The following is an 18,926-nucleotide window of genomic DNA, read 5'->3' as shown; positions in this document are numbered from 1 at the left end:
GCTTAACTATCGGCGCTGGCAGTATTCACTTAAATAATCATAGGGAACTGATTAGGTGACGATGTATATAGCTGCTCTAAAACGACTGACTCAGTTTCACAATGTTCCAACCTCACAGGCCTCATTAGCCCTTGGTATTATAGGGCTTGGACATGCTTGGGCGTTGTACTTGCCAAATATAGGTAAACAAATACAACCGATTCTGGCGAGTATTGGTGCCCTGCTGCTGCTCCCGGTTTTATTAAAATACCTTTTAAATAAGCATATTTTTTCAGCGGATATAAAAAACTCAATTACTGGTAGCTTAATGGCTCCAATGAGTATGGCGTTACTTATTCTTTGTGATTATTTAGCATTAATATTGCCACTTATTGCATATCCTTTGTGGTTTGCAGCTTTAACCCTTCACCTCTCACTTGCCGTTTTATTTTTCTTCTACCAATTACGTAATTTTAAAATTGCAAATATTCTCCCAAGTTGGTTTCTATATCCAGTTGGCTTAATTAGTAGCTCACTCGCAGGCACTCAGTTTGGACATACTGTATATTCTGAGACCATTGCGAGTGTCTGTATTGGCATTTACTTTTTTATGCTACCGCTAGTTCTATATCGCCTAGTTTTTGAAGGCATGCTAAAGAAACGAGCAAGACCAACCATTGCAATTATGGCAGCGCCAATTAACCTCACATTAGCTGCCTATCTAGTAAACTTTGATGAGCCTGATCCGATCCTGACTGGAGCGCTTGCTGGCATCGCTATCACCATGACTCTAATGATATATTTATGTTACTTCCGACTTCTTAAACTCAAGTTTCAACCCTCCATCGCTGCGATTACTTTCCCCTCCGTTATTAGCTCGATCGCCATGCATAGACTCACTGCCTTTTTCGAGGTTGAGTACCCTCAATGGCACTGGCTTCATAAGTTTGGGTTTCTTGAACTCACCATCGCTACGTTTGCAGTTATTTGGGTGAGTGTTGGGTTTGTTACTATGTATTGGCCTGAGTTAAAATACTCGAACAAAAAATGATGCTTTTATCAGTAACAAGGCTTAAACGATAAGCCTCACTTTGCCTAGACCCCCAACAGGTATAAGCAAAATCAATATATTAATATAAGTTATAGTTCATTCTGCAGGTATCACCAAAGAATAAGTTTTTGGGTAGTGACAGTCATTCTATTATCGGCAATAAATAAGTGCATCGGCCGACATATAATTTCAATTACTCAGAGAATACTGTTATGCATTTAACTCAGATTAAAAAGGCTCTCCCTGACTTTATTACCCAAAAACATGATTTTTTCATAAAAGATCGTATTCATTCTAATGCCGATAAAAAACCGATTATCTGTGGGATGCAACCAAAGGCGGGTGATGTCGTCATGCAGACCAACGATTACCTGAGTCTCAATAGCAACGAAACCATTAAAAATGCACATATTCGTGCCATTCAAGAAAACGACGAAAGCCTGTTGATGTCGGGTGTTTTCTTGCTAGGCAGCGATAAGAAGCCGGCTTTTGAAACCAAACTCGCACAACTTACTGGATTTGAAAGTTGCTTGGTAGCACAATCAGGTTGGACAGCAAATGTGAATTTGCTGCAAGCGATTTGCAATAAAGACACCAATGTTTATATAGATTTTTTTGCCCACGCATCCCTTTGGGAGGGGGCGAGAATAGCAGGCGCAAAACTTCATCCATTTATGCATAACAATACTCGACACCTAGCAAGGCAAATTAAGCGTAATGGACCTGGCATCATCTTAGTCGATTCGATTTACAGTACCATTGGGACTATTGCGCCACTGGTTGACCTTGTTTCCATTTCTTATGAACATGAATGTGCTCTGGTCGTTGATGAATCGCATTCTCTTGGAACCCATGGTCCAAAAGGCGCAGGCCTAGTGGCTGAGCTTGGCCTCACCGCCCATGTCGATTTTATTACTGCTAGCTTGGCTAAAACGTTTTCTTACCGTGCAGGCGCAATACTTGCCAATCAGAAAACCGCGTACTGTATTCCTATGGTGGCCTACCCTGCTATTTTCAGTTCAGCTATGCTTCCTTATGAAATGAAGCGCTTGGAAACTACTCTTGATGTCATTGTAAAATCAGATGAGCGACGTGCGACGTTGCAGAGCAGCGCAGAATACTTAAATCGAGCATTGCGAAACATTGGTTTTGACATTCGTAGCGAATCTCAAATATTTGGTCTCGATACTGGTGATGCGCAGAACACACTTAAGATTCGTAACTTCTTTGAGAGTAACGGAATTTTCGGTTCAATATTCTGCCCACCAGCGACGCCTAACGGTAAGCATATATTGAGATTCTCGATTAATGCAGAGCACACTATAGATGAGTTAGACCGTGTTATTAATGTGTGTCAGCAAGCGTGGGACAACCCTGAATTCACCTTTGACTAACGGTCGCTTCATGACTTTAAAGTAAGCGCTATCCCACGTAAAGATACGATTGATAGCGACAAGTAATGAAAGATAAAGTAAGACTTGTAACCAACGGCCGGTGGTAAGCGAACGCCTAATCCGGCCTTCGAAACTCGCAGCGCCGTTAGTCAACGGTAGACTAACGGCGCAGTGAGTTTACAAATAGAATGCTGAAGCATCGATGATGAATGAATAACTAGATCCAAGACGCGACTTTATCAATTAACTCATCTTTTGGCGTAGGTTTAACAATATAATCGTTCATACCAAAGTCGTTGATTTTGATAACGGTTTCTTCGCTTTTATCTCCGGTGTAGCCCACGATCGGAATAGATGCATACTCTTCATTAGACTCTCTAATCATCCGCGTCGTCGTCAAGCCATCGAGTACTGGCATCTCAATATCCATCAATATTAGATCCACCGATTCTTGCTTTAACGTATCTAAAGCGACTTGGCCATTTTCAGCCTGCAAAACATGCAGCCCTTGCTTTTCTAGCATAATCGATGTGATAGAGCGAAGAGAGTGATTATCATCAACGATCATGACCGTTCTCTGAGTTGAGATCTCATTATACGACTGTACGTGATCAATCTGTTTTAGCTGATCAAACATCAGGTAGTCTAACGAGTCCGCCGTCTTATCAAAAAACTGTTGCCATTCGAACAACTCTATCGCGACATAACGTTGAAAATATAAATTACGGGTATCGGTAGGATCATGTAGAAATGCGATCCTTGCTTCAGTAAAAGACAATTTACCTTCTAATCGAGACATAAACGCCCAGCCTTGGCGATCAAGTCGGCCATCGATTACGATAAGGTTATACTCAAATTGATGCTCTTCGTACTCTGAAGCTTCTTCCATCGATACCGTTTTGAGTGTCAATTCAGTTTGGCTACTCACTTCACTCAGTTTTTCCTGAATCAAAGAATGCGCTTGGCCAATATAAAGTAGGGATTTTGATTTCATTAGCTCGCGCTTAATATGAGTGATTTTATTGGAGGTATAATACGGGAATTGAAGTTCAAACTCAGTCCATTTTCCTTGGGTAGAACGACACTTAATTTTCCCTCCAAACGATGTCATCACTTTTTTGCAAAATGATAACCCTAATCCAAATGTGCCATTTTTCCCTGTCGTATAAAAATCTTCAAAAATATTCTTAATCAATTCAGGTTCAATACCTAAGCCTGTATCTTTGAAAAACAAACTGTAGCCATCGCTAGTTTTCTTTGAACGTATAGAAATACTGAACTTACCGGTTCCACGGTGGCGAAACGCATTCTTTAACAAATTATAAACCACGTACTTTAATAGTGTGTCACTACCTAGATACTCAAAATCTTCATCGATCTCTAAATGAATCGCTCTACGCTCTGATTCATTTTTATAAGCGTAACTTTTCACCGCGTTTTCCAACACCACTTTCGCACGATGTTTGCAAAACGTCGACGTCGATACTCTGTTTTTATCGATCGATGTCAGCAGCAAATCAATGGTTTCATTACCCGCCCAAATAACCTTCATTGAATCATCAATAATGTCATTCATTGTCTGTATTTCTTGTGCATTAAGATGATAAGAGTGTCGATAAGAAGAATTGCTGTTGGGTACCACCGAACGCATCACCTCAAACGAGGATAGCAACGCACTCAATGGATTTCTCATTTCATGGGCAATACCAGCACCAAACGACTTAGCGATCGACACCTTAGCTTCATGTTCAGTTTGATTTCGAAAGTAAAACAGATTTCCGAAAATATAGGTGAAGCCAAAAATAGGGATGTAGCTAGCTTTATGTGCTAATTCAATAGCGCCATTAGAAGCAAAGTACGCCGTACCAGTCGCGAGTAACAGTGATATCACAACTTGTATAAACATCACACGTGTATCGTGAACCAGCAAAATATGAATAAAAATAGACGACATGAAGGATAGCACCCACACATCTGACCAATTATTCATCAACATCATATAAAAGAAGAAAAAGGGCAAACAAAGCCCGATGGCGAATAAGTAGTAATGGGGAAGGTATTTCTTAAAGTACCTAGGAAACGAATGACGAAACGCTAGTAACAGTGCAGACGCACTACAAAAAAGTCTTAGCCACACGTTCTCATACGGTTGAGGGAATAGAAACTCCCATACCCAGTAATACAGCGGGTAGCCTAACCCGCCCATTATTACCACTAAAAATAGGTTTGGCTCTGCATAATTGTAGATCTTTTGAAGTCTGCTCATCCACTCGTCCAGCGAGACTGAGGTTAGCGCAAGTGGTGAAAAAAACATCGCACCCATTGCTTAGAGAAATATGCCAACTCTGTCTTATAATTTCCTTCGATTATCAATAGTATGGCTGAAAACGGATACGAAATACAACAACGCCTTCAGATCTAGAAGGCGTTGTTGTAAAAATAGTCATTGGCTAGTGAATAAACATCACATTATCGCAGTCCATGTAAGAATTCATGACGCGTTGCAGGGATAGATTTGAAGATTCCGCCTAATGCCGTTGTGGTGGTTTCACTGGTTGCATCCATGACCCCTCGGGATTTAACGCAATAGTGCACTGCATCGATAGTTACGGCGACATCATCCGTTTCAAGTAGCGTTTGCAACGCCACTAAAATTTGTTGCGTCATTCGTTCCTGTACTTGAGGTCGTTGAGCAAAGAACCTTACAATACGATTGATTTTAGACAACCCGATAATTTTACCGCGTGGAATATACGCCACTGCGGCCTTACCATCTATGGTAACGAGATGATGCTCACAGGTACTCGTGACCGTAATATCTTTCACACGTACCATTTCACTGACATTCATTTTATTTTCAATGACGGTGATCTTAGGAAAACGCTCGTAGTCTAAGCCTGAAAAAATTTCATCTACGTACATTTTCGCGATACGTTGTGGCGTTTCCATTAAGCTATCATCAGCTAAATCGAGTTGCAGTAACGTAAGGATTTCCCGCATATGATGTTCAATGCGTTCTTTTTTTTCTTCTCGACTGACGGTGTTTGGCAACATTGGTGTCTCTAACCCGCGCTTCGAGAGAGCTTCCTTGACCAATTGTGCTGATTCGCTTAACTCTGACATTTGTATACCTCTTACTAGTCCCGCAAGGGACGACAGGATACTCGGAATCCATTTGAATTACACCCCCATTTTATCGTTAGTTTTGTCGTACAGCCCTGCTTTACTTAGGGGCTACAGGATAAAAATATGATAAAGTTAGCCTGATATTAGCAATGAATTAGGAAGACATATTTTATGGGTTGCTGCGACGCTCCGGGCTTAATGCCAATAGAAGAAGCATTATCAAAAATGCTCACACCAATCAAACCAATTACAGACATCATTGAACGCTCGCTTCCTGAAGCATTAGGGTTTGTCCTAGCCGAAGATCTACGCTCCCCAATGAATGTGCCACCATTTGACAACTCTGCAATGGACGGATACGCCGTTCGTATTGCCGATTTAGAACAAAGTACCACATTGCCGCTTGCTGGTAAGTCTTTTGCGGGCCAACCATTTGAAGGTGTATGGCCTGAGAAAAGCTGCATTCGAATTATGACTGGGGCAAAAATCCCTACCGGTTGCGATGCCGTGATCATGCAAGAAAATACGCAGGTTAACGGTAATGCCATTACTTTCAACCAAGACAACATCAAGCATAATATGAACATTCGTCCAACCGGCGATGACGTAGAGCAAGGTAATGTTGTACTGGCACAAGGCGCTCGCCTCACAGCTCGCGATATTCCAATGATTGCGACACTGGGTTTTAGCCACATCAAGGTATTCAGAAAACCAAAAGTGGCATTTTTCTCTACGGGTGATGAACTCAGACCGTTAGGTAGTAAGCTGCAAGATGGTCAGATATATGATAGCAATCGCTACGGTATCAAACCTCTCATTGATAACTTTGGCTGCGAAGCCATTGATCTTGGTATTATCCCAGATTGCCAAGAAACACTGCGTCACACCTTTATTAGCGCCCAACAAGAGGCTGACGTTGTCATTACCTCTGGCGGAGTTAGCGTTGGTGAAGCAGATTACACCAAAGACATCCTTGAAGAGTTAGGGCAAATCGGCTTTTGGAAGCTCGCTATCAAACCAGGCAAACCTTTTGCGTTTGGTGAGCTTGACCACGCGTGGTTCTGTGGACTCCCTGGCAACCCTGTTTCTGCAGTCTTAACCATGTATGTCTTAGTGCAGCCACTCATTGCAAAACTGGCTGGCCATACACAATGGAAAGCTCCCGAGTCCATCCCTGCAACCACTAAAACCGCGTTCAAAAAGGGGCCCGGTCGAACAGACTACCAACGTGGCATTTACTCCATTGTAGATGGCAAGTTTGAAGTAGAGTCAACAGGTAACCAAAGCTCCGGCGCGTTCCGTTCAATGAGTTTGGCAAACTGCTTTGTTGTTCTTGAGCAAGACCGAGGAAATGTGTCGGTTGGAGAGACAGTGCAAATCCAACTTCTCAATTCAACACTTTATTGAGGTGGACGTTGTGGATATTCTCTCCGACAAGGAAATGCTTCGCTACAACCGTCAAATCATCTTGAAGAACTTTGATTTTGAAGGGCAAGAGGCACTTAAACAGTCATCAATATTGATGATTGGTGCAGGCGGTTTAGGCTGCGCTGCCAGTCAATATTTGATTGCGGCTGGAGTTGGTCAATTAACTATCGTTGATGACGATCACGTTGAACTCTCTAATTTACAGCGTCAAATACTCCATACTGATGGGGATATCGGTACGGCAAAGGTCGAGTCAGCGAAGGCATCGCTACAAGCGCTAAACCCAAATGCTAAGATTATTGCTATTCAAGAACGTCTCGATGACTCCGCATTATCTGAATTAATACAACAGCATTCGCTTGTTCTGGATGCCACTGATAACGTTGATACTCGAAATCAACTCAATCGGCTTTGCTTTGAATCGAAAACACCTCTGGTTTGTGGTGCCGCAATTCGGATGGAAGGACAAATATCGGTATTTACCTATGACGATGAGCAGCTCCCTTGCTATCAGTGTTTAAGTGCGCTGTTTGGAGAAACGTCATTATCGTGTGTAGAGGCCGGTGTCATGTCACCCGTTGTTGGCATTATCGGTGCAATGCAAGCCTTAGAAGCGATTAAAGTCATTGCGAACTATGGTCAAGTTAAAAAAGGCAAACTATTGTTATTTGATGCATTGACCCTGACTTGGCGCGAACTGGGCTTACCTAAATCCCCAACCTGCCCTACTTGTCGCTAACGCTTTAAATGGATGAAAGCCTTCGGTTTAGCAAACTATTATCCGTATTGCTAAACCGACTTCAATGCTTAGGAGTTTAATGCTTTAAAACGTTAGGGTTTCGTGACGCTAAGGTTTAATGATGTTAAGACTTAGCGTTATTGTCTCAGACGCTTAAGGAGTACACTGTGAAATCATTGAAAGCCGCAATTATCCTACTCGGCGCAGGTCTTGGCCTGCTGGTCGCCCTTCTCTGGTTTCCTTTAACGCATTCGGTCGACACAATACAAGGTCAAGTAATCAGCCAAACTCTGACACAGTCTTTAGATGGCAACCGCTACTATTTAACCATTGAATTACCCGATAAATCGACGGTAAGAGTCAACACAGATCCTGCACGTCGTTGCCAAATCGGCACACTTGCTACGTTGGATCAGCTACAAAGCCCACTCTCTTCGACAAGCACCTATCAACTGGTTTCTTGTCAGCAGCAATAGAAGGAAAATGCTATGACATCGCCACTTGTCACACCCTCATGGTTATATGAAAAATTGGGTGAAGATGACTCACTAGTCATTTTAGATGCCAGTATTGAGTTTCAAATTCCAATGGAGCCAACAAAGGACACCAGTGGAGTAATTCCGCAATCTCAGCGCTTTGACTATGACAACGTCTTTTGTGACTCCAATAGTCCCCTGCCACATATGATGCCGTCAGAGTTAGTATTTAATCAACTAGCCTCACAACTTGGTATCACCCCAACATCGACGATAGTGGTGTATGACAACTCAGGTACATTCGCCTCCCCTCGCGCTTGGTGGATGCTAAAAGCACTAGGGTTAGAGCATGTCTATGTATTATCTGGCGGGCTCCCTGCATGGAAGGCACATCAGTATCCCGTTGATACAGCATTTGTTACCCCCCAACCGAGTACGCTTGAACAGACCATTGACCCAGAGCGCTTTCTTAACGCGGAGCAAGTATTAGCCATTGCCAACAAGCGATCGCGAACTATTATTGATGCTCGCGCACATGCCCGGTTTAACGGCGAAGTAAAAGAGCCTAGAGAAGGCTTGCGCAGTGGACACATCCCTTCCTCTGTTTGTCTGCCATTTTTGGAGCTCATGCGAAATGGTACATTAAAGCCCGTTAATGAACTTGAACCATTATTTTCTTCAATCAATGACGATAAACACACACCACTCGTGTTTAGTTGTGGCTCTGGTGTCACCGCTTGTATTTTGGCGCTTGGTGCTTCCATGTGCGGGTATCATAACCTTGCCGTTTATGATGGTTCTTGGACTGAGTGGGGACAGAGACACGACCTGCCAATCGAGTGCTAATCACTATTTGGCTTATTAATTAAGATCCCGTCCGATTAATTTAAATCACTATTATTTGCAGAGCTTCACTCAACATAAATCAGTGGTTGCGATAATGCAGCCACTGACTCATGAGATGAGATTCGAGTGTTTATAAAGCACTATTTTATCGTATACTGATTACATGATAACGTTTTGTTATGGAGAGATTCATGGTAAACGCGACTTGGCTACATACTTTTAGAACCCTCGTCGAAGTGGGTCACTTTACTCAAACGGCAGAAAAGTTATTCATGACTCAGCCAGGAGTCAGCCAGCACATTAAAAAATTAGAGCGAGATTTAGGCTCTGAGCTTATTCGCCGTGAAGGTAAAACATTCGAACTGACTGAGCAGGGGCATATCGTCTATCAATACGCGGTGAACCTTGCCAAGCATGAAGATTTGCTAAAAGAACAGCTCAGTTTCGATAACCCACATCAAGGTGCTTTTCACATTGCAGCACCCGGTGCTATTGCTACCGCTATCTACCCTGAGCTTATTAAGCTGCAAACCGAATACCGAGGACTATCTACGCACCTAGAGGCAGGCCCCAACAGAAAAATCATTCAAGATGTCCTTTCAGGAAGCGCTGATATAGGCATTGTTACCTACATGCCTAACCAGTCTGAACTCACATGTGAATCCATTGGGCATTTAGAAATCAGCCTCGTGATGCCCAAAAATCATCCTCCAAGCCCGAGTATTTTGAGTGATATTGAATCATTGGGTGTCGTGGCTCACCCAGATGCGCAACACTACTTTGAGAAGTTTTTTGAACACAGTGGTGACAAAGCGCTGCAAGATTTGGACTGGTCAAAATTGACTAAAGTGACTTATATCAACCAGTTGAGTCAAATTCTTCAACCGGTTGCTATGGGAGTTGGGTTAACCGTGCTACCTAAAATTGCCATCAATCACTCAGCGTATCAAAATCAAGTAAGCGTGACTCCTACCCCGAACGTCATCAGCGAGCCTCTTTATCTCATCAAAAAGAAACGAAGAGAACTACCAGCCCGTTATCAAACGCTATTAAGCATACTCAAAGGTTGGGACTTTTCTTGAACCGCTGATTGACAGTAAGTTTGCTGGACAACCCATTTAGAGAACCATACCTATCACTGACTCCGTGCTAGCCAGCACTCATCAAGTTGAAGGGGTTTGACTACTTTCTATATTTCTCATCTGTTCATCGAGGTTCAAGACCGTCAGTGCGTTACTTACGCTTGTTGCGATAACGTCAATAACGCCAGTTCTGAGTGCTCCAAGCAACGCCATAGGTTTACTATTTTCCGATGCAATAGCAATCACTTCAGAAATCATTCGGTACTCTTCCAAACCTAAACCGATAACGCGATCGCTCATAACGGTATTCGCAGCTTGACCATGGATATCAAAAAAATCATAACCTGCAAAATCACCGACAACGCCTTGGTGAAGCCGTGACTGAACCACTTCATCAGCCGTAAACCACCCTAAATCAACCATATAACTATTTTCGCTCATATCACCGACACCAACGAGTGCCATGTCGGCCTTACGCGCTAAATCCAGTGTTTGCTTGATAGTTGCATTTTGCATAAAGGCGAGCTTTTGCTCTTTATTCTCAGCATACGCGGGCGCATAGAGAGTTTCCGATGAGCCGCCATAGATCTTCGCTAACTGTCGGCATATATGGTCGGCATTAAAAAGACCACCTCTCGGGTGAATACCACCAATGCCACACACAAACTTACAGGCGCGCGGGCTGATCACTCCAGTATGATGAGCTACCGCAGATACATTACGACCCTGCCCAACCGTGACCACCATGCCCGTCTTCAATGTTTGCGCAAGATAGTTTGATACTAAACCCGCCACTTGATTACGTTGGGACTGCCCATCGGGCTGGTCTAAAGCAATCAACGCCCGCTTTACGCCAAAGCGCTCCATCAATCTCTGCTCTATTTTGGCACTGTATACTGGGTGATATTTTACTGTTATGTCGACAATCCCTTCATCTCTCGCTTGCTTGAGCAGTCGGCCAATTTTTGCACGAGAAACACCAAATTTTTTCGAGATTTCCTCTTGAGTCGCACCATCTTGATAATACGCGACTGCGATTTCAGTGAGTACGTCTGCACTTGTTTCTGAATTATCCATACACTTAACTCTATTTTCGAGCCTGCTTGACCACAAACAGGCATACATTAGTTCACACACTGAACATATGTATGAGCATACGACATTCGTGACATTTGCTCAATCACATTACAATATCTCAGCCTATTTTGTGAGCTAGTCGAGGATAACCACGCCTTTACTGGTGCTAACCAATCTACAAAAGTGCGCTACCGTTATCAAAAACCGAAAGTAATCGGATGAATGAGCAATTTACCAGGTATATTTTATTGACTTTCAGCCTACATGAGTTAAATATGAATCAACATTTACTCACGAGCCAAACACATGCTCACGCATGAATGCTCGCTGATTAGGATTCTGTGCAGTAGCCAACACAAGCGCTACTGATGTCGACCTTTTATTATGAGACGGCCTTGCCTCAACTATAGGAACGTACCGATGAGCAATAAATTAGCGCAACTACGCAAACTGACGACTGTCGTCGCCGATACTGGCGACATTGAAGCCATTCGTAAATACCAACCAGAAGATGCAACGACTAACCCTTCTCTCATTTTGAAAGCAGCACAAATCGCTGAGTACGCGCCTCTTATCGATCAAGCTATCGAGTATGCGAAAGGTCAGAGCCAAGACAAAAACCAACAGCTTCTAGATGCGGGCGATATGCTTGCCGTTAGCATTGGTAAAGAGATCCTGAGTACTATCCCTGGTCGTATCTCTACAGAAGTTGATGCTCGTCTTTCTTACGATACAGAAGGCAGCATTACTAAAGCTCGTAAGCTTATCAAGATGTATAACGATGCCGGTATTACCAATGACCGTATCCTAATTAAACTTGCATCAACGTGGGAAGGTATTCGCGCAGCTGAAGTACTAGAAAAAGAAGGCATCAACTGTAACCTAACGCTTCTTTTCTCATTCGCACAAGCTCGTGCATGTGCGGAAGCAGGCGTCTTCTTAATCTCGCCATTTGTTGGTCGTATTATGGACTGGTACAAAGCGAAAGAAGGTCGTGACTTCGACGCACAAGAAGATCCAGGCGTTGTATCAGTAACCTCTATCTACAACTACTATAAAGAGTATGGTTACAACACTGTTGTCATGGGTGCGAGCTTCCGTAATATCGGAGAAATCCTTGAGCTAGCTGGCTGTGATCGTCTAACCATTAGCCCTAACCTGCTGCAAGAACTAGAAGAAGCAGAAGGCGAAGTCGTAGAAAAACTGATCGATTCAAAAGGCGAAGCAGCACGTCCTGCGCCTATGACTCACGCTGAATTCCTTTGGGATCATAACCAAGACCCAATGGCGATTGAAAAACTAGCAGAAGGCATTCGCAACTTCGCTATCGACCAAGGTAAGCTTGAAGAAATGCTTGCAGCAAAACTATAACCCAATTCAAAAAGGCACTGATAACAGGTGCCTTTTTTATTACCCTTTATAAATTTTGGAAGACACCATGAATCGTAAACAACTCGCTAATGCTATTCGTGCTTTAAGCATGGACGGTGTACAACAAGCAAATTCTGGCCACCCAGGCGCCCCTATGGGTATGGCTGACATCGCTGAAGTGCTGTGGCGCTCGCACTTAAACCACAACCCATCTAACCCAGAGTGGGCTGACCGCGACCGCTTCATCTTATCTAACGGTCACGGCTCGATGTTAATTTACTCGCTGCTTCACCTGGCAGGTTACGAGCTTTCAATTGAAGACCTTAAGAACTTCCGCCAGTTACACTCTAAAACACCAGGCCACCCTGAGTACGGCTACGCACCAGGCATCGAGACAACAACTGGTCCTTTAGGACAAGGCATCACAAATGCTGTTGGTATGGCGATGGCTGAAAAAGCACTCGCGGCACAGTTTAACAAAGAAGGCCACGACATCGTAGATCACTTCACGTATGCCTTTATGGGTGATGGCTGTCTGATGGAAGGTATCTCTCACGAAGCTTGTTCTCTAGCGGGTACACTAGGTCTTGGTAAGTTGGTCGCTTTCTGGGATGACAACGGTATCTCAATTGATGGTGAAGTAGAAGGCTGGTTCTCTGACGATACACCAAAGCGTTTTGAAGCATACGGCTGGCACGTAATCCCAGCAGTAGATGGCCACAACGCTGATGCTATCAATGCGGCTATCATCGCTGCTAAAGCCGATCCTCGCCCTACTCTAATCTGCACTAAAACAGTGATTGGCTTTGGTTCTCCAAACAAATCTGGCACGCACGACTGTCACGGTGCACCACTAGGCGCTGACGAAATTGCAGCAACACGTAAAGCATTAGGTTGGGAGCATGGTCCTTTTGAAATTCCGTCGGAAATTTACTCAGAGTGGGATGCGAAAGAAGCAGGCGCAGCTAAGGAAGCAGCGTGGAATGAGAAATTTGCAGCTTATGAAGCAGCATACCCAGAGCTGGCAGCTGAATTCAAACGCCGCGTAAACGGCGAGCTTCCTGCACAATGGGAAGAAAAAGCATCGGCAATCATTGCCGATCTACAAGCTAATCCAGCAAACATCGCATCGCGTAAAGCGTCTCAAAATGCTTTAGAAGCATTTGGTCAAATGCTTCCTGAATTCATGGGCGGCTCTGCTGACCTTGCGCCTTCTAACCTAACCATGTGGTCTGGCTCTAAGTCGCTAACGGCAGAAGACTTCTCTGGTAACTACATCCACTACGGTGTGCGCGAATTCGGCATGACGGCTATCATGAACGGTATCGCTCTGCACGGTGGTTTCGTTCCTTACGGTGCGACATTCCTAATGTTCATGGAATACGCGCGTAACGCAATGCGCATGGCTGCTTTGATGAAGGTTCAAAACATCCAAGTTTACACGCATGACTCTATCGGTCTTGGAGAAGATGGGCCGACTCACCAACCAGTTGAGCAAATTGCTTCTCTACGTCTCACGCCAAACATGAGTACATGGCGCCCATGTGACCAAGTTGAATCGGCAGTCGCTTGGAAACTGGCTATTGAGCGTAAAGATGGTCCAACATCACTTATCTTCTCTCGTCAGAACCTAGCACAGCAAGAACGTGACGCTGAGCAAGTCGCAAACATCGCTAAGGGTGGTTACATCCTAAAAGATTGTGCTGGTAAGCCAGAATTAATTCTAATTGCTACTGGCTCTGAAGTTGAGCTAGCGGTTGAAGCGGCTGCGCAACTTACAGCGGAAGGTAAAGCGGTACGTGTGGTTTCAATGCCAGCAACTGACGCGTTTGATAAGCAAGATGCGCAGTACCGTGAATCTGTACTTCCATCTGACGTGACAGCTCGTATTGCAGTTGAAGCCGGTATCGCTGACTTCTGGTACAAATATGTTGGCTTTGGTGGCAAGATCATCGGTATGACAACATTTGGTGAGTCTGCACCCGCAGGTGAGCTATTCAAGATGTTTGGCTTTACCACAGAGAACGTTGTTGATACAGCGCGTGAGCTATTAAAGTAAGCGACGCTTTCTCCAAAATACATTAGCAATGTGATGTAACTTAAGCACAAAAAAATGTCGTTCTAATCTATTAAGTGCCATAGCGGGTTCCCGTTATGGCACTTCGTCTTTCCAATGACCGCACTCTATTCGCGACCTTTGGGTGACCGCTCCAACTGCCTATCCCTTTCTTCCTACCTATCCCTTTCACCCAATAACTCGCCCTAACGAACCGCAGCAATTAACACGAGTTGCATAATGATAACTGTCTCAAAAGTGAAACAGGATCGTGCTTGATACTCTTCATGTACTTCCTAGACTATCAATAAGGACACAAAATCGTTAAAGCGGAAGGAATCCGATTATGAGAACGTTGATCATGAAGACGCTGGGAATTGCTATAACCGTGTTTTTCAGCCAGTGGGTCTACTCAAGCCAGTTAACTATTATTGACACTAATAATGTTAAGTATGTCATTTCCGATAGTCAGCTTCTTGATATGCCACAAACTACCATCACCACAACGCTACCTTGGCTTGAAGAAGAAGCGACCTTTCGTGGCGTAACACTGCAAACCCTTTTCGAACAATCCAACCTTACCCTCCCTCAAAACCTGACCTTTATCGCTCTGAACAACTATCAAATCGATATACCTAAATCAGACATTGAAACTTATTCTCCAATTATCGCCATTCACAAAGATGACGCGCCCATGTCTATTCGCGATAAGGGACCATTTTGGGTAATATTTCCAATCGCCTCAAAGCCAGAGTTAGACACTACCGATTATCACGCTAAAATGATTTGGCAGCTCAAAAATATTCAAATGTAGCTCTATGATAAAATACCTAATCGAAACAATTCCTCTCAATATTATAAAACTATTTCTGGCGCTTTTAACAACCATAGCGTTGGCCGTCAATGTGATGACGATTGACAAAGTAAACACTATAAACGATAGCTTTTCTGAGCGTAAGAACGAAGCCACGTGGTTCGTTTTTCAATTAGTCAAAGAGTACTCTCAATTCGTAACTGAAATCCGGATTTCACCCATTGACCCCAAAAATTTGTGGCTGCATTTTGATTTAACATGGAGTCGATTTGATATAATCCTCAACAGCCGTGAGTCTTCAAACTTCATTAAAGACGCTAACTATTATTATTTCTTTTCAGAGCAGTTTGAGAAATTTAAAGAGTTAGAAAAATCTCTCCAACTCTATCAAGAAGGTAAAATCAAACAAGATGCCATTAAACATCGAGTTATCCTTAACTACAATGAAGTTATCACCTTTATTAACGCCAACTTTCGGCTACAAAGCCCATTGTATAAGAAAAATAGTCACGAGTTAGAGCGACTTTTATTTTTACAAAAGATAACTACTATTATCCTTGTTTCTTTATTTACCATTATCATACTTATCTTTTGGCTTGAATCTTTGATTAGAACATCCATTCACCGAAGAGACCCACTGACTCGGTTTATGAATCGCTCTGCGCTCACTTATGACCTTAAACTGCCATTCTCACAGCCTTATTACAGTATACTGTCTGTTCGGGTTTTAAACCTCGAAGAAGTCAATCATAAATATGGTATTGATTACGGCGATATTTTAATAAAATCTGCAGCTGAGAAAGTATCATCTTTAATCGATAGCCGCTTTAATTTGTATCGTTATAGCGGTTCAACTTTAATCGTACTAAGCAAATTCAGTCAAGCCTCTCAAACCGATAACACACTAAGAGCAATGCGAGAAAGTTTGGGCGAACCCATCCTTTTGGGTGATTTAGAGCTTATAATGGATATTTCTTTGATTCACGAAAAAAAAGTACACCGTTCTATGCTACTTGAACGCCTAACACTACTTTCCCGCAGAAAGGCTGCCGCACAGAACCTCTAATAACGCTGACTCACCCACCTAGTCACTCATTAATAGGCTTATTTTTGCTGCTAATCAATGATATTTCATTGATCTGTTTACGGTAGTATTCAGCGTCATAATTACTATAAAGAACACAGAATTCATCAAACGTTAGCGGCTTGCTAAACGCGTATCCTTGTAAAGTGTCACATCCAATATTGCTAAGGTAGTGGCTTTGATAGCTGTCTTCAACCCCTTCTCCAACGACACTTGCTCCACAAGTATGCGCCAAAGCGATAATGGACGTTAACATTTTTTCATTGCCATTATCTGATCCGATTAAATCCACAAAGCTCTTATCTATTTTTAATTCATCTACAGGGTAGTGTAACAGTTGATTAATAGAGGTAAAACCGGTACCGAAATCGTCAAGAGATACCTTAAACCCGAGTTCTCGTAATTTTTCCACCATACCTATGGTATCTTGAGTACTTTTCACATAACTCGTTTCCGTTATTTCTATGACCACTTTCCTTGGTGATACTTTATATTTTTCACTCACTTTAATAAGCAAATCAATAAATGCCAAATTATACAGTTCTAAGGCCGACACATTCACAGAAATACTCTGCTGATAATTACACTTCTGTCGCATGGCGTCATAAGCAGCGAAAGCATTTTCAATAACCCAATCATCAATAGCGGATATAATATTCGCCTGCTCAGCAATTTGAACAAACTCATCAGGACCAGTATGAAATTCACTTAGGCGTGGACATCTAATCAGCACTTCCATACCTTTAATAGCTAAGGATTTAGCGTCAATCAATGGCATAAACTTAAGCTGAAACTCGCCACTTTGGCTACACAGCAATAGTTTTCTTTCAATTTCATCACGACGTTCTAGTTGTCGGGCAAGGTGCCTATCAAAAATCACTAGTGCTTGACGTGTGCGAATTTGCTTTGCTTTATTAAATGCTTCTTCAAGGCCTTTTTGCCAAAGGTAAGTGTGCTCTGTCAATGACAGTGGGAATATCGCGATGGCCACATCCAAGTTGAAACTATAGCCATCCACCATGACACATTTGTTAAACTTTGCATCAAAACTTTCAAAAAAGTGTTCTACTTCACCCGTATGATAAATATCTATTACAGCCACGAAGCAATTCCCACCGTAGCGACTAATTGCATAATCACTGCACCCTACTCCAATACTAGTTTGGTAGGTTTGAATGAACTTTCTTAAATAGTCAGCGACCTTTACCAGGACATTGTCGCCAATTCTTGAACCATACAGATCATTTATCTTGCGAAAATCTTTAATATCCCAACCTATAATAAACGCATTGTCGTTTGAGTAACACTCAATCCTTTTATCAATATGTGATATAAATGTTCGACGGTTAGCTAAACGCGTTAAATAATCAAATTCAGCTTCAAACTTCACCTTACTTAGCGTATCAATATATGCGTTTTTTAAGACCGATATTTCATCATTTCCTTTCGAACGTTTGAAATAACGCAACTCCTGACCGCCGGCCTTAATATCATCAATGAGATGTGCAATAGGCTTTAGAATTCTTGTCCGCATAATCGTGATGATAACAAATAACAAGATGGCTTCAATCGCCACAATATACCCAAATACCTCTAACGCAATTATCTGTTTTTCACTATCATAATGGCTTTCCAAGATATGCAACGTTACCTTCATCTTCGTGCCTTCAAGGCATAATTCCGTTCTACCAGTGGTACTATCTGTAACGACCGTCGTTCTTACCTCACTTTTTAGGTCAAATTGTTCATCACCTCGAACTGAAAAATCAATACTCACATACGGCATCGGTTCTATTTCATTCAGCAAGGTCGTAAGGTGAATTAAAGGCGCGTCGGTAATTAAGAGAGTGCGCTCTTTTTGCACCTGAGCACGAGGGTCCTCTGGAAATAATTTGCTATCATAGGCACCAATGTATGAAAACCGAACTTGGCCACTCTCTGACTTATAAATTAACCCATCGCTCAGAAAAGGCTCGCCTAGCGATATTTTTACATAAGTATCAAATACACGCTGATAAATTTCATCGGGGAGCGCTGGAAAGTAGAATGGACCTCGCTTGATTGAAGTTGCGACAACTGAAAATAACTCATCAACAACAAATACCTGCGCCCCACCAAGCTCTTTTATCCTGCGCTTATCTACCAATTGACTTAAATACTTTTCGAGAAAACTACGTCTAGCGATATCACTAGTCTCTTGAGTTAAGCGAAGGAACTGTATCGTGCCCGCAATCTCATGAGCCAGTGCTGAAATACCATGTTGTTCATAATTTGTCGCGTCAAATGCACTCACAACTTTGTCACGCCACTTGATCACTTCGAGCGCTTTATATCCCTCTATTCGTTGATAGTAAATCGCAATCCCTGCCAATATCACCAAAAACGTTAGGATCGGAACCAACC

At 42.8% G+C, this 18,926-nt stretch carries 15 protein-coding genes; 11 read left to right on the top strand and 4 right to left on the bottom strand.

The window, feature by feature from the left end; translation table 11 throughout:
* Window positions 1-61 precede the first annotated feature (61 nt).
* Together L4D05_RS13990 and cqsA are read left to right on the top strand one after the other, a co-directional pair.
* The gene (locus L4D05_RS13990) at window positions 62-1,030 is read left to right on the top strand and encodes a TDT family transporter (RefSeq protein WP_428794467.1); all 969 of its coding nucleotides are present in this window, start codon (window positions 62-64) and stop codon (window positions 1,028-1,030) included.
* Between the two features lie 212 nt (window positions 1,031-1,242).
* Window positions 1,243-2,424: an alpha-hydroxyketone-type quorum-sensing autoinducer synthase gene (gene cqsA, locus L4D05_RS13985; protein ID WP_428794384.1), complete on the top strand. Its 1,182-nt coding sequence runs from the start codon at window positions 1,243-1,245 to the stop codon at window positions 2,422-2,424.
* 217 nt (window positions 2,425-2,641) lie between these two features.
* On the opposite strand, the gene L4D05_RS13980 is transcribed toward cqsA, so the two are convergent.
* A complete protein-coding gene (locus L4D05_RS13980) occupies window positions 2,642-4,690 on the bottom strand; it encodes a hybrid sensor histidine kinase/response regulator (RefSeq protein WP_428794383.1) in 2,049 nt (682 codons plus the stop codon).
* Window positions 4,691-4,893: 203 nt separating this feature from the next.
* Complete coding sequence (gene folE / locus L4D05_RS13975; RefSeq protein ID WP_250616004.1) at window positions 4,894-5,547, bottom strand: GTP cyclohydrolase I FolE; 654 nt, start codon at window positions 5,545-5,547, stop codon at window positions 4,894-4,896.
* A gap of 174 nt (window positions 5,548-5,721) precedes the next feature.
* On the opposite strand from folE, the gene moeA reads away from it, so the two are divergent.
* From moeA to L4D05_RS13950, 5 genes are all read left to right on the top strand, one after another.
* On the top strand, window positions 5,722-6,957 hold the full coding sequence (moeA, locus tag L4D05_RS13970; protein ID WP_428794382.1) for a molybdopterin molybdotransferase MoeA: 1,236 nt from the start codon (window positions 5,722-5,724) through the stop codon (window positions 6,955-6,957).
* Between the two features lie 10 nt (window positions 6,958-6,967).
* Window positions 6,968-7,717, top strand: coding sequence for a molybdopterin-synthase adenylyltransferase MoeB (moeB, locus tag L4D05_RS13965; RefSeq protein WP_428794381.1), 750 nt, complete (start codon window positions 6,968-6,970; stop codon window positions 7,715-7,717).
* A 167-nt stretch (window positions 7,718-7,884) separates the two neighbouring features.
* Entirely contained in the window at window positions 7,885-8,193 is a 309-nt protein-coding gene (locus L4D05_RS13960) for a hypothetical protein (protein ID WP_428752214.1), read from the top strand.
* Window positions 8,194-8,205: 12 nt separating this feature from the next.
* The gene (locus L4D05_RS13955) at window positions 8,206-9,039 is read left to right on the top strand and encodes a sulfurtransferase (protein ID WP_428752213.1); all 834 of its coding nucleotides are present in this window, start codon (window positions 8,206-8,208) and stop codon (window positions 9,037-9,039) included.
* 191 nt (window positions 9,040-9,230) lie between these two features.
* The gene (locus tag L4D05_RS13950; protein WP_428794380.1) at window positions 9,231-10,121 is read left to right on the top strand and encodes a LysR family transcriptional regulator; all 891 of its coding nucleotides are present in this window, start codon (window positions 9,231-9,233) and stop codon (window positions 10,119-10,121) included.
* 81 nt (window positions 10,122-10,202) lie between these two features.
* Here L4D05_RS13950 and L4D05_RS13945 read toward each other — a convergent pair whose 3' ends face one another.
* Window positions 10,203-11,198 carry a sugar-binding transcriptional regulator gene (locus L4D05_RS13945; protein ID WP_428752211.1) on the bottom strand — a complete coding sequence of 332 codons (996 nt, stop codon included), beginning with the start codon at window positions 11,196-11,198 and terminating at the stop codon, window positions 10,203-10,205.
* Between the two features lie 420 nt (window positions 11,199-11,618).
* On the opposite strand from L4D05_RS13945, the gene tal reads away from it, so the two are divergent.
* The 4 genes from tal to L4D05_RS13925 all read left to right on the top strand — a co-directional run bounded on the left by tal (window position 11,619) and on the right by L4D05_RS13925 (window position 16,505).
* On the top strand, window positions 11,619-12,569 hold the full coding sequence (gene tal, locus L4D05_RS13940) for a transaldolase (protein WP_428752210.1): 951 nt from the start codon (window positions 11,619-11,621) through the stop codon (window positions 12,567-12,569).
* Between the two features lie 67 nt (window positions 12,570-12,636).
* Window positions 12,637-14,628 (top strand): transketolase, encoded by a 1,992-nt coding sequence (gene tkt, locus L4D05_RS13935; protein ID WP_428752209.1) that lies wholly within the window; start codon window positions 12,637-12,639, stop codon window positions 14,626-14,628.
* Between the two features lie 343 nt (window positions 14,629-14,971).
* Window positions 14,972-15,439, top strand: a complete 468-nt coding sequence (locus L4D05_RS13930) for a putative pterin-binding protein (protein ID WP_428752208.1) — start codon at window positions 14,972-14,974, stop codon at window positions 15,437-15,439.
* Between the two features lie 4 nt (window positions 15,440-15,443).
* Window positions 15,444-16,505 carry a diguanylate cyclase domain-containing protein gene (locus L4D05_RS13925; RefSeq protein WP_428752207.1) on the top strand — a complete coding sequence of 354 codons (1,062 nt, stop codon included), beginning with the start codon at window positions 15,444-15,446 and terminating at the stop codon, window positions 16,503-16,505.
* Between the two features lie 22 nt (window positions 16,506-16,527).
* On the opposite strand, the gene L4D05_RS13920 is transcribed toward L4D05_RS13925, so the two are convergent.
* Complete coding sequence (locus tag L4D05_RS13920; RefSeq protein WP_428794379.1) at window positions 16,528-18,816, bottom strand: EAL domain-containing protein; 2,289 nt, start codon at window positions 18,814-18,816, stop codon at window positions 16,528-16,530.
* Window positions 18,817-18,926 lie beyond the last annotated feature (110 nt).

The organism is Vibrio nomapromontoriensis (assembly GCF_050337205.1).
In the GTDB taxonomy this organism is placed as follows: domain Bacteria; phylum Pseudomonadota; class Gammaproteobacteria; order Enterobacterales; family Vibrionaceae; genus Vibrio; species Vibrio nomapromontoriensis.
This window is presented reverse-complemented; position numbering and strand designations above follow the sequence as displayed.

What these genes read in the sequence shown, in the direction of transcription:
- L4D05_RS13950 (WP_428794380.1), top strand. Translation starts at nt 9,231, where the DNA reads ATGGTAAACGCGACTTGGCTACATACTTTTAGAACCCTCGTCGAAGTG.
- tkt (WP_428752209.1), top strand. Translation starts at nt 12,637, where the DNA reads ATGAATCGTAAACAACTCGCTAATGCTATTCGTGCTTTAAGCATGGAC.
- L4D05_RS13925 (WP_428752207.1), top strand. Translation starts at nt 15,444, where the DNA reads ATGATAAAATACCTAATCGAAACAATTCCTCTCAATATTATAAAACTA.
- tal (WP_428752210.1), top strand. Translation starts at nt 11,619, where the DNA reads ATGAGCAATAAATTAGCGCAACTACGCAAACTGACGACTGTCGTCGCC.
- L4D05_RS13955 (WP_428752213.1), top strand. Translation starts at nt 8,206, where the DNA reads ATGACATCGCCACTTGTCACACCCTCATGGTTATATGAAAAATTGGGT.
- folE (WP_250616004.1), bottom strand. Translation starts at nt 5,547, where the DNA reads ATGTCAGAGTTAAGCGAATCAGCACAATTGGTCAAGGAAGCTCTCTCG.
- moeA (WP_428794382.1), top strand. Translation starts at nt 5,722, where the DNA reads ATGGGTTGCTGCGACGCTCCGGGCTTAATGCCAATAGAAGAAGCATTA.
- L4D05_RS13980 (WP_428794383.1), bottom strand. Translation starts at nt 4,690, where the DNA reads ATGAGCAGACTTCAAAAGATCTACAATTATGCAGAGCCAAACCTATTT.
- L4D05_RS13945 (WP_428752211.1), bottom strand. Translation starts at nt 11,198, where the DNA reads ATGGATAATTCAGAAACAAGTGCAGACGTACTCACTGAAATCGCAGTC.
- cqsA (WP_428794384.1), top strand. Translation starts at nt 1,243, where the DNA reads ATGCATTTAACTCAGATTAAAAAGGCTCTCCCTGACTTTATTACCCAA.
- L4D05_RS13990 (WP_428794467.1), top strand. Translation starts at nt 62, where the DNA reads ATGTATATAGCTGCTCTAAAACGACTGACTCAGTTTCACAATGTTCCA.
- L4D05_RS13930 (WP_428752208.1), top strand. Translation starts at nt 14,972, where the DNA reads ATGAGAACGTTGATCATGAAGACGCTGGGAATTGCTATAACCGTGTTT.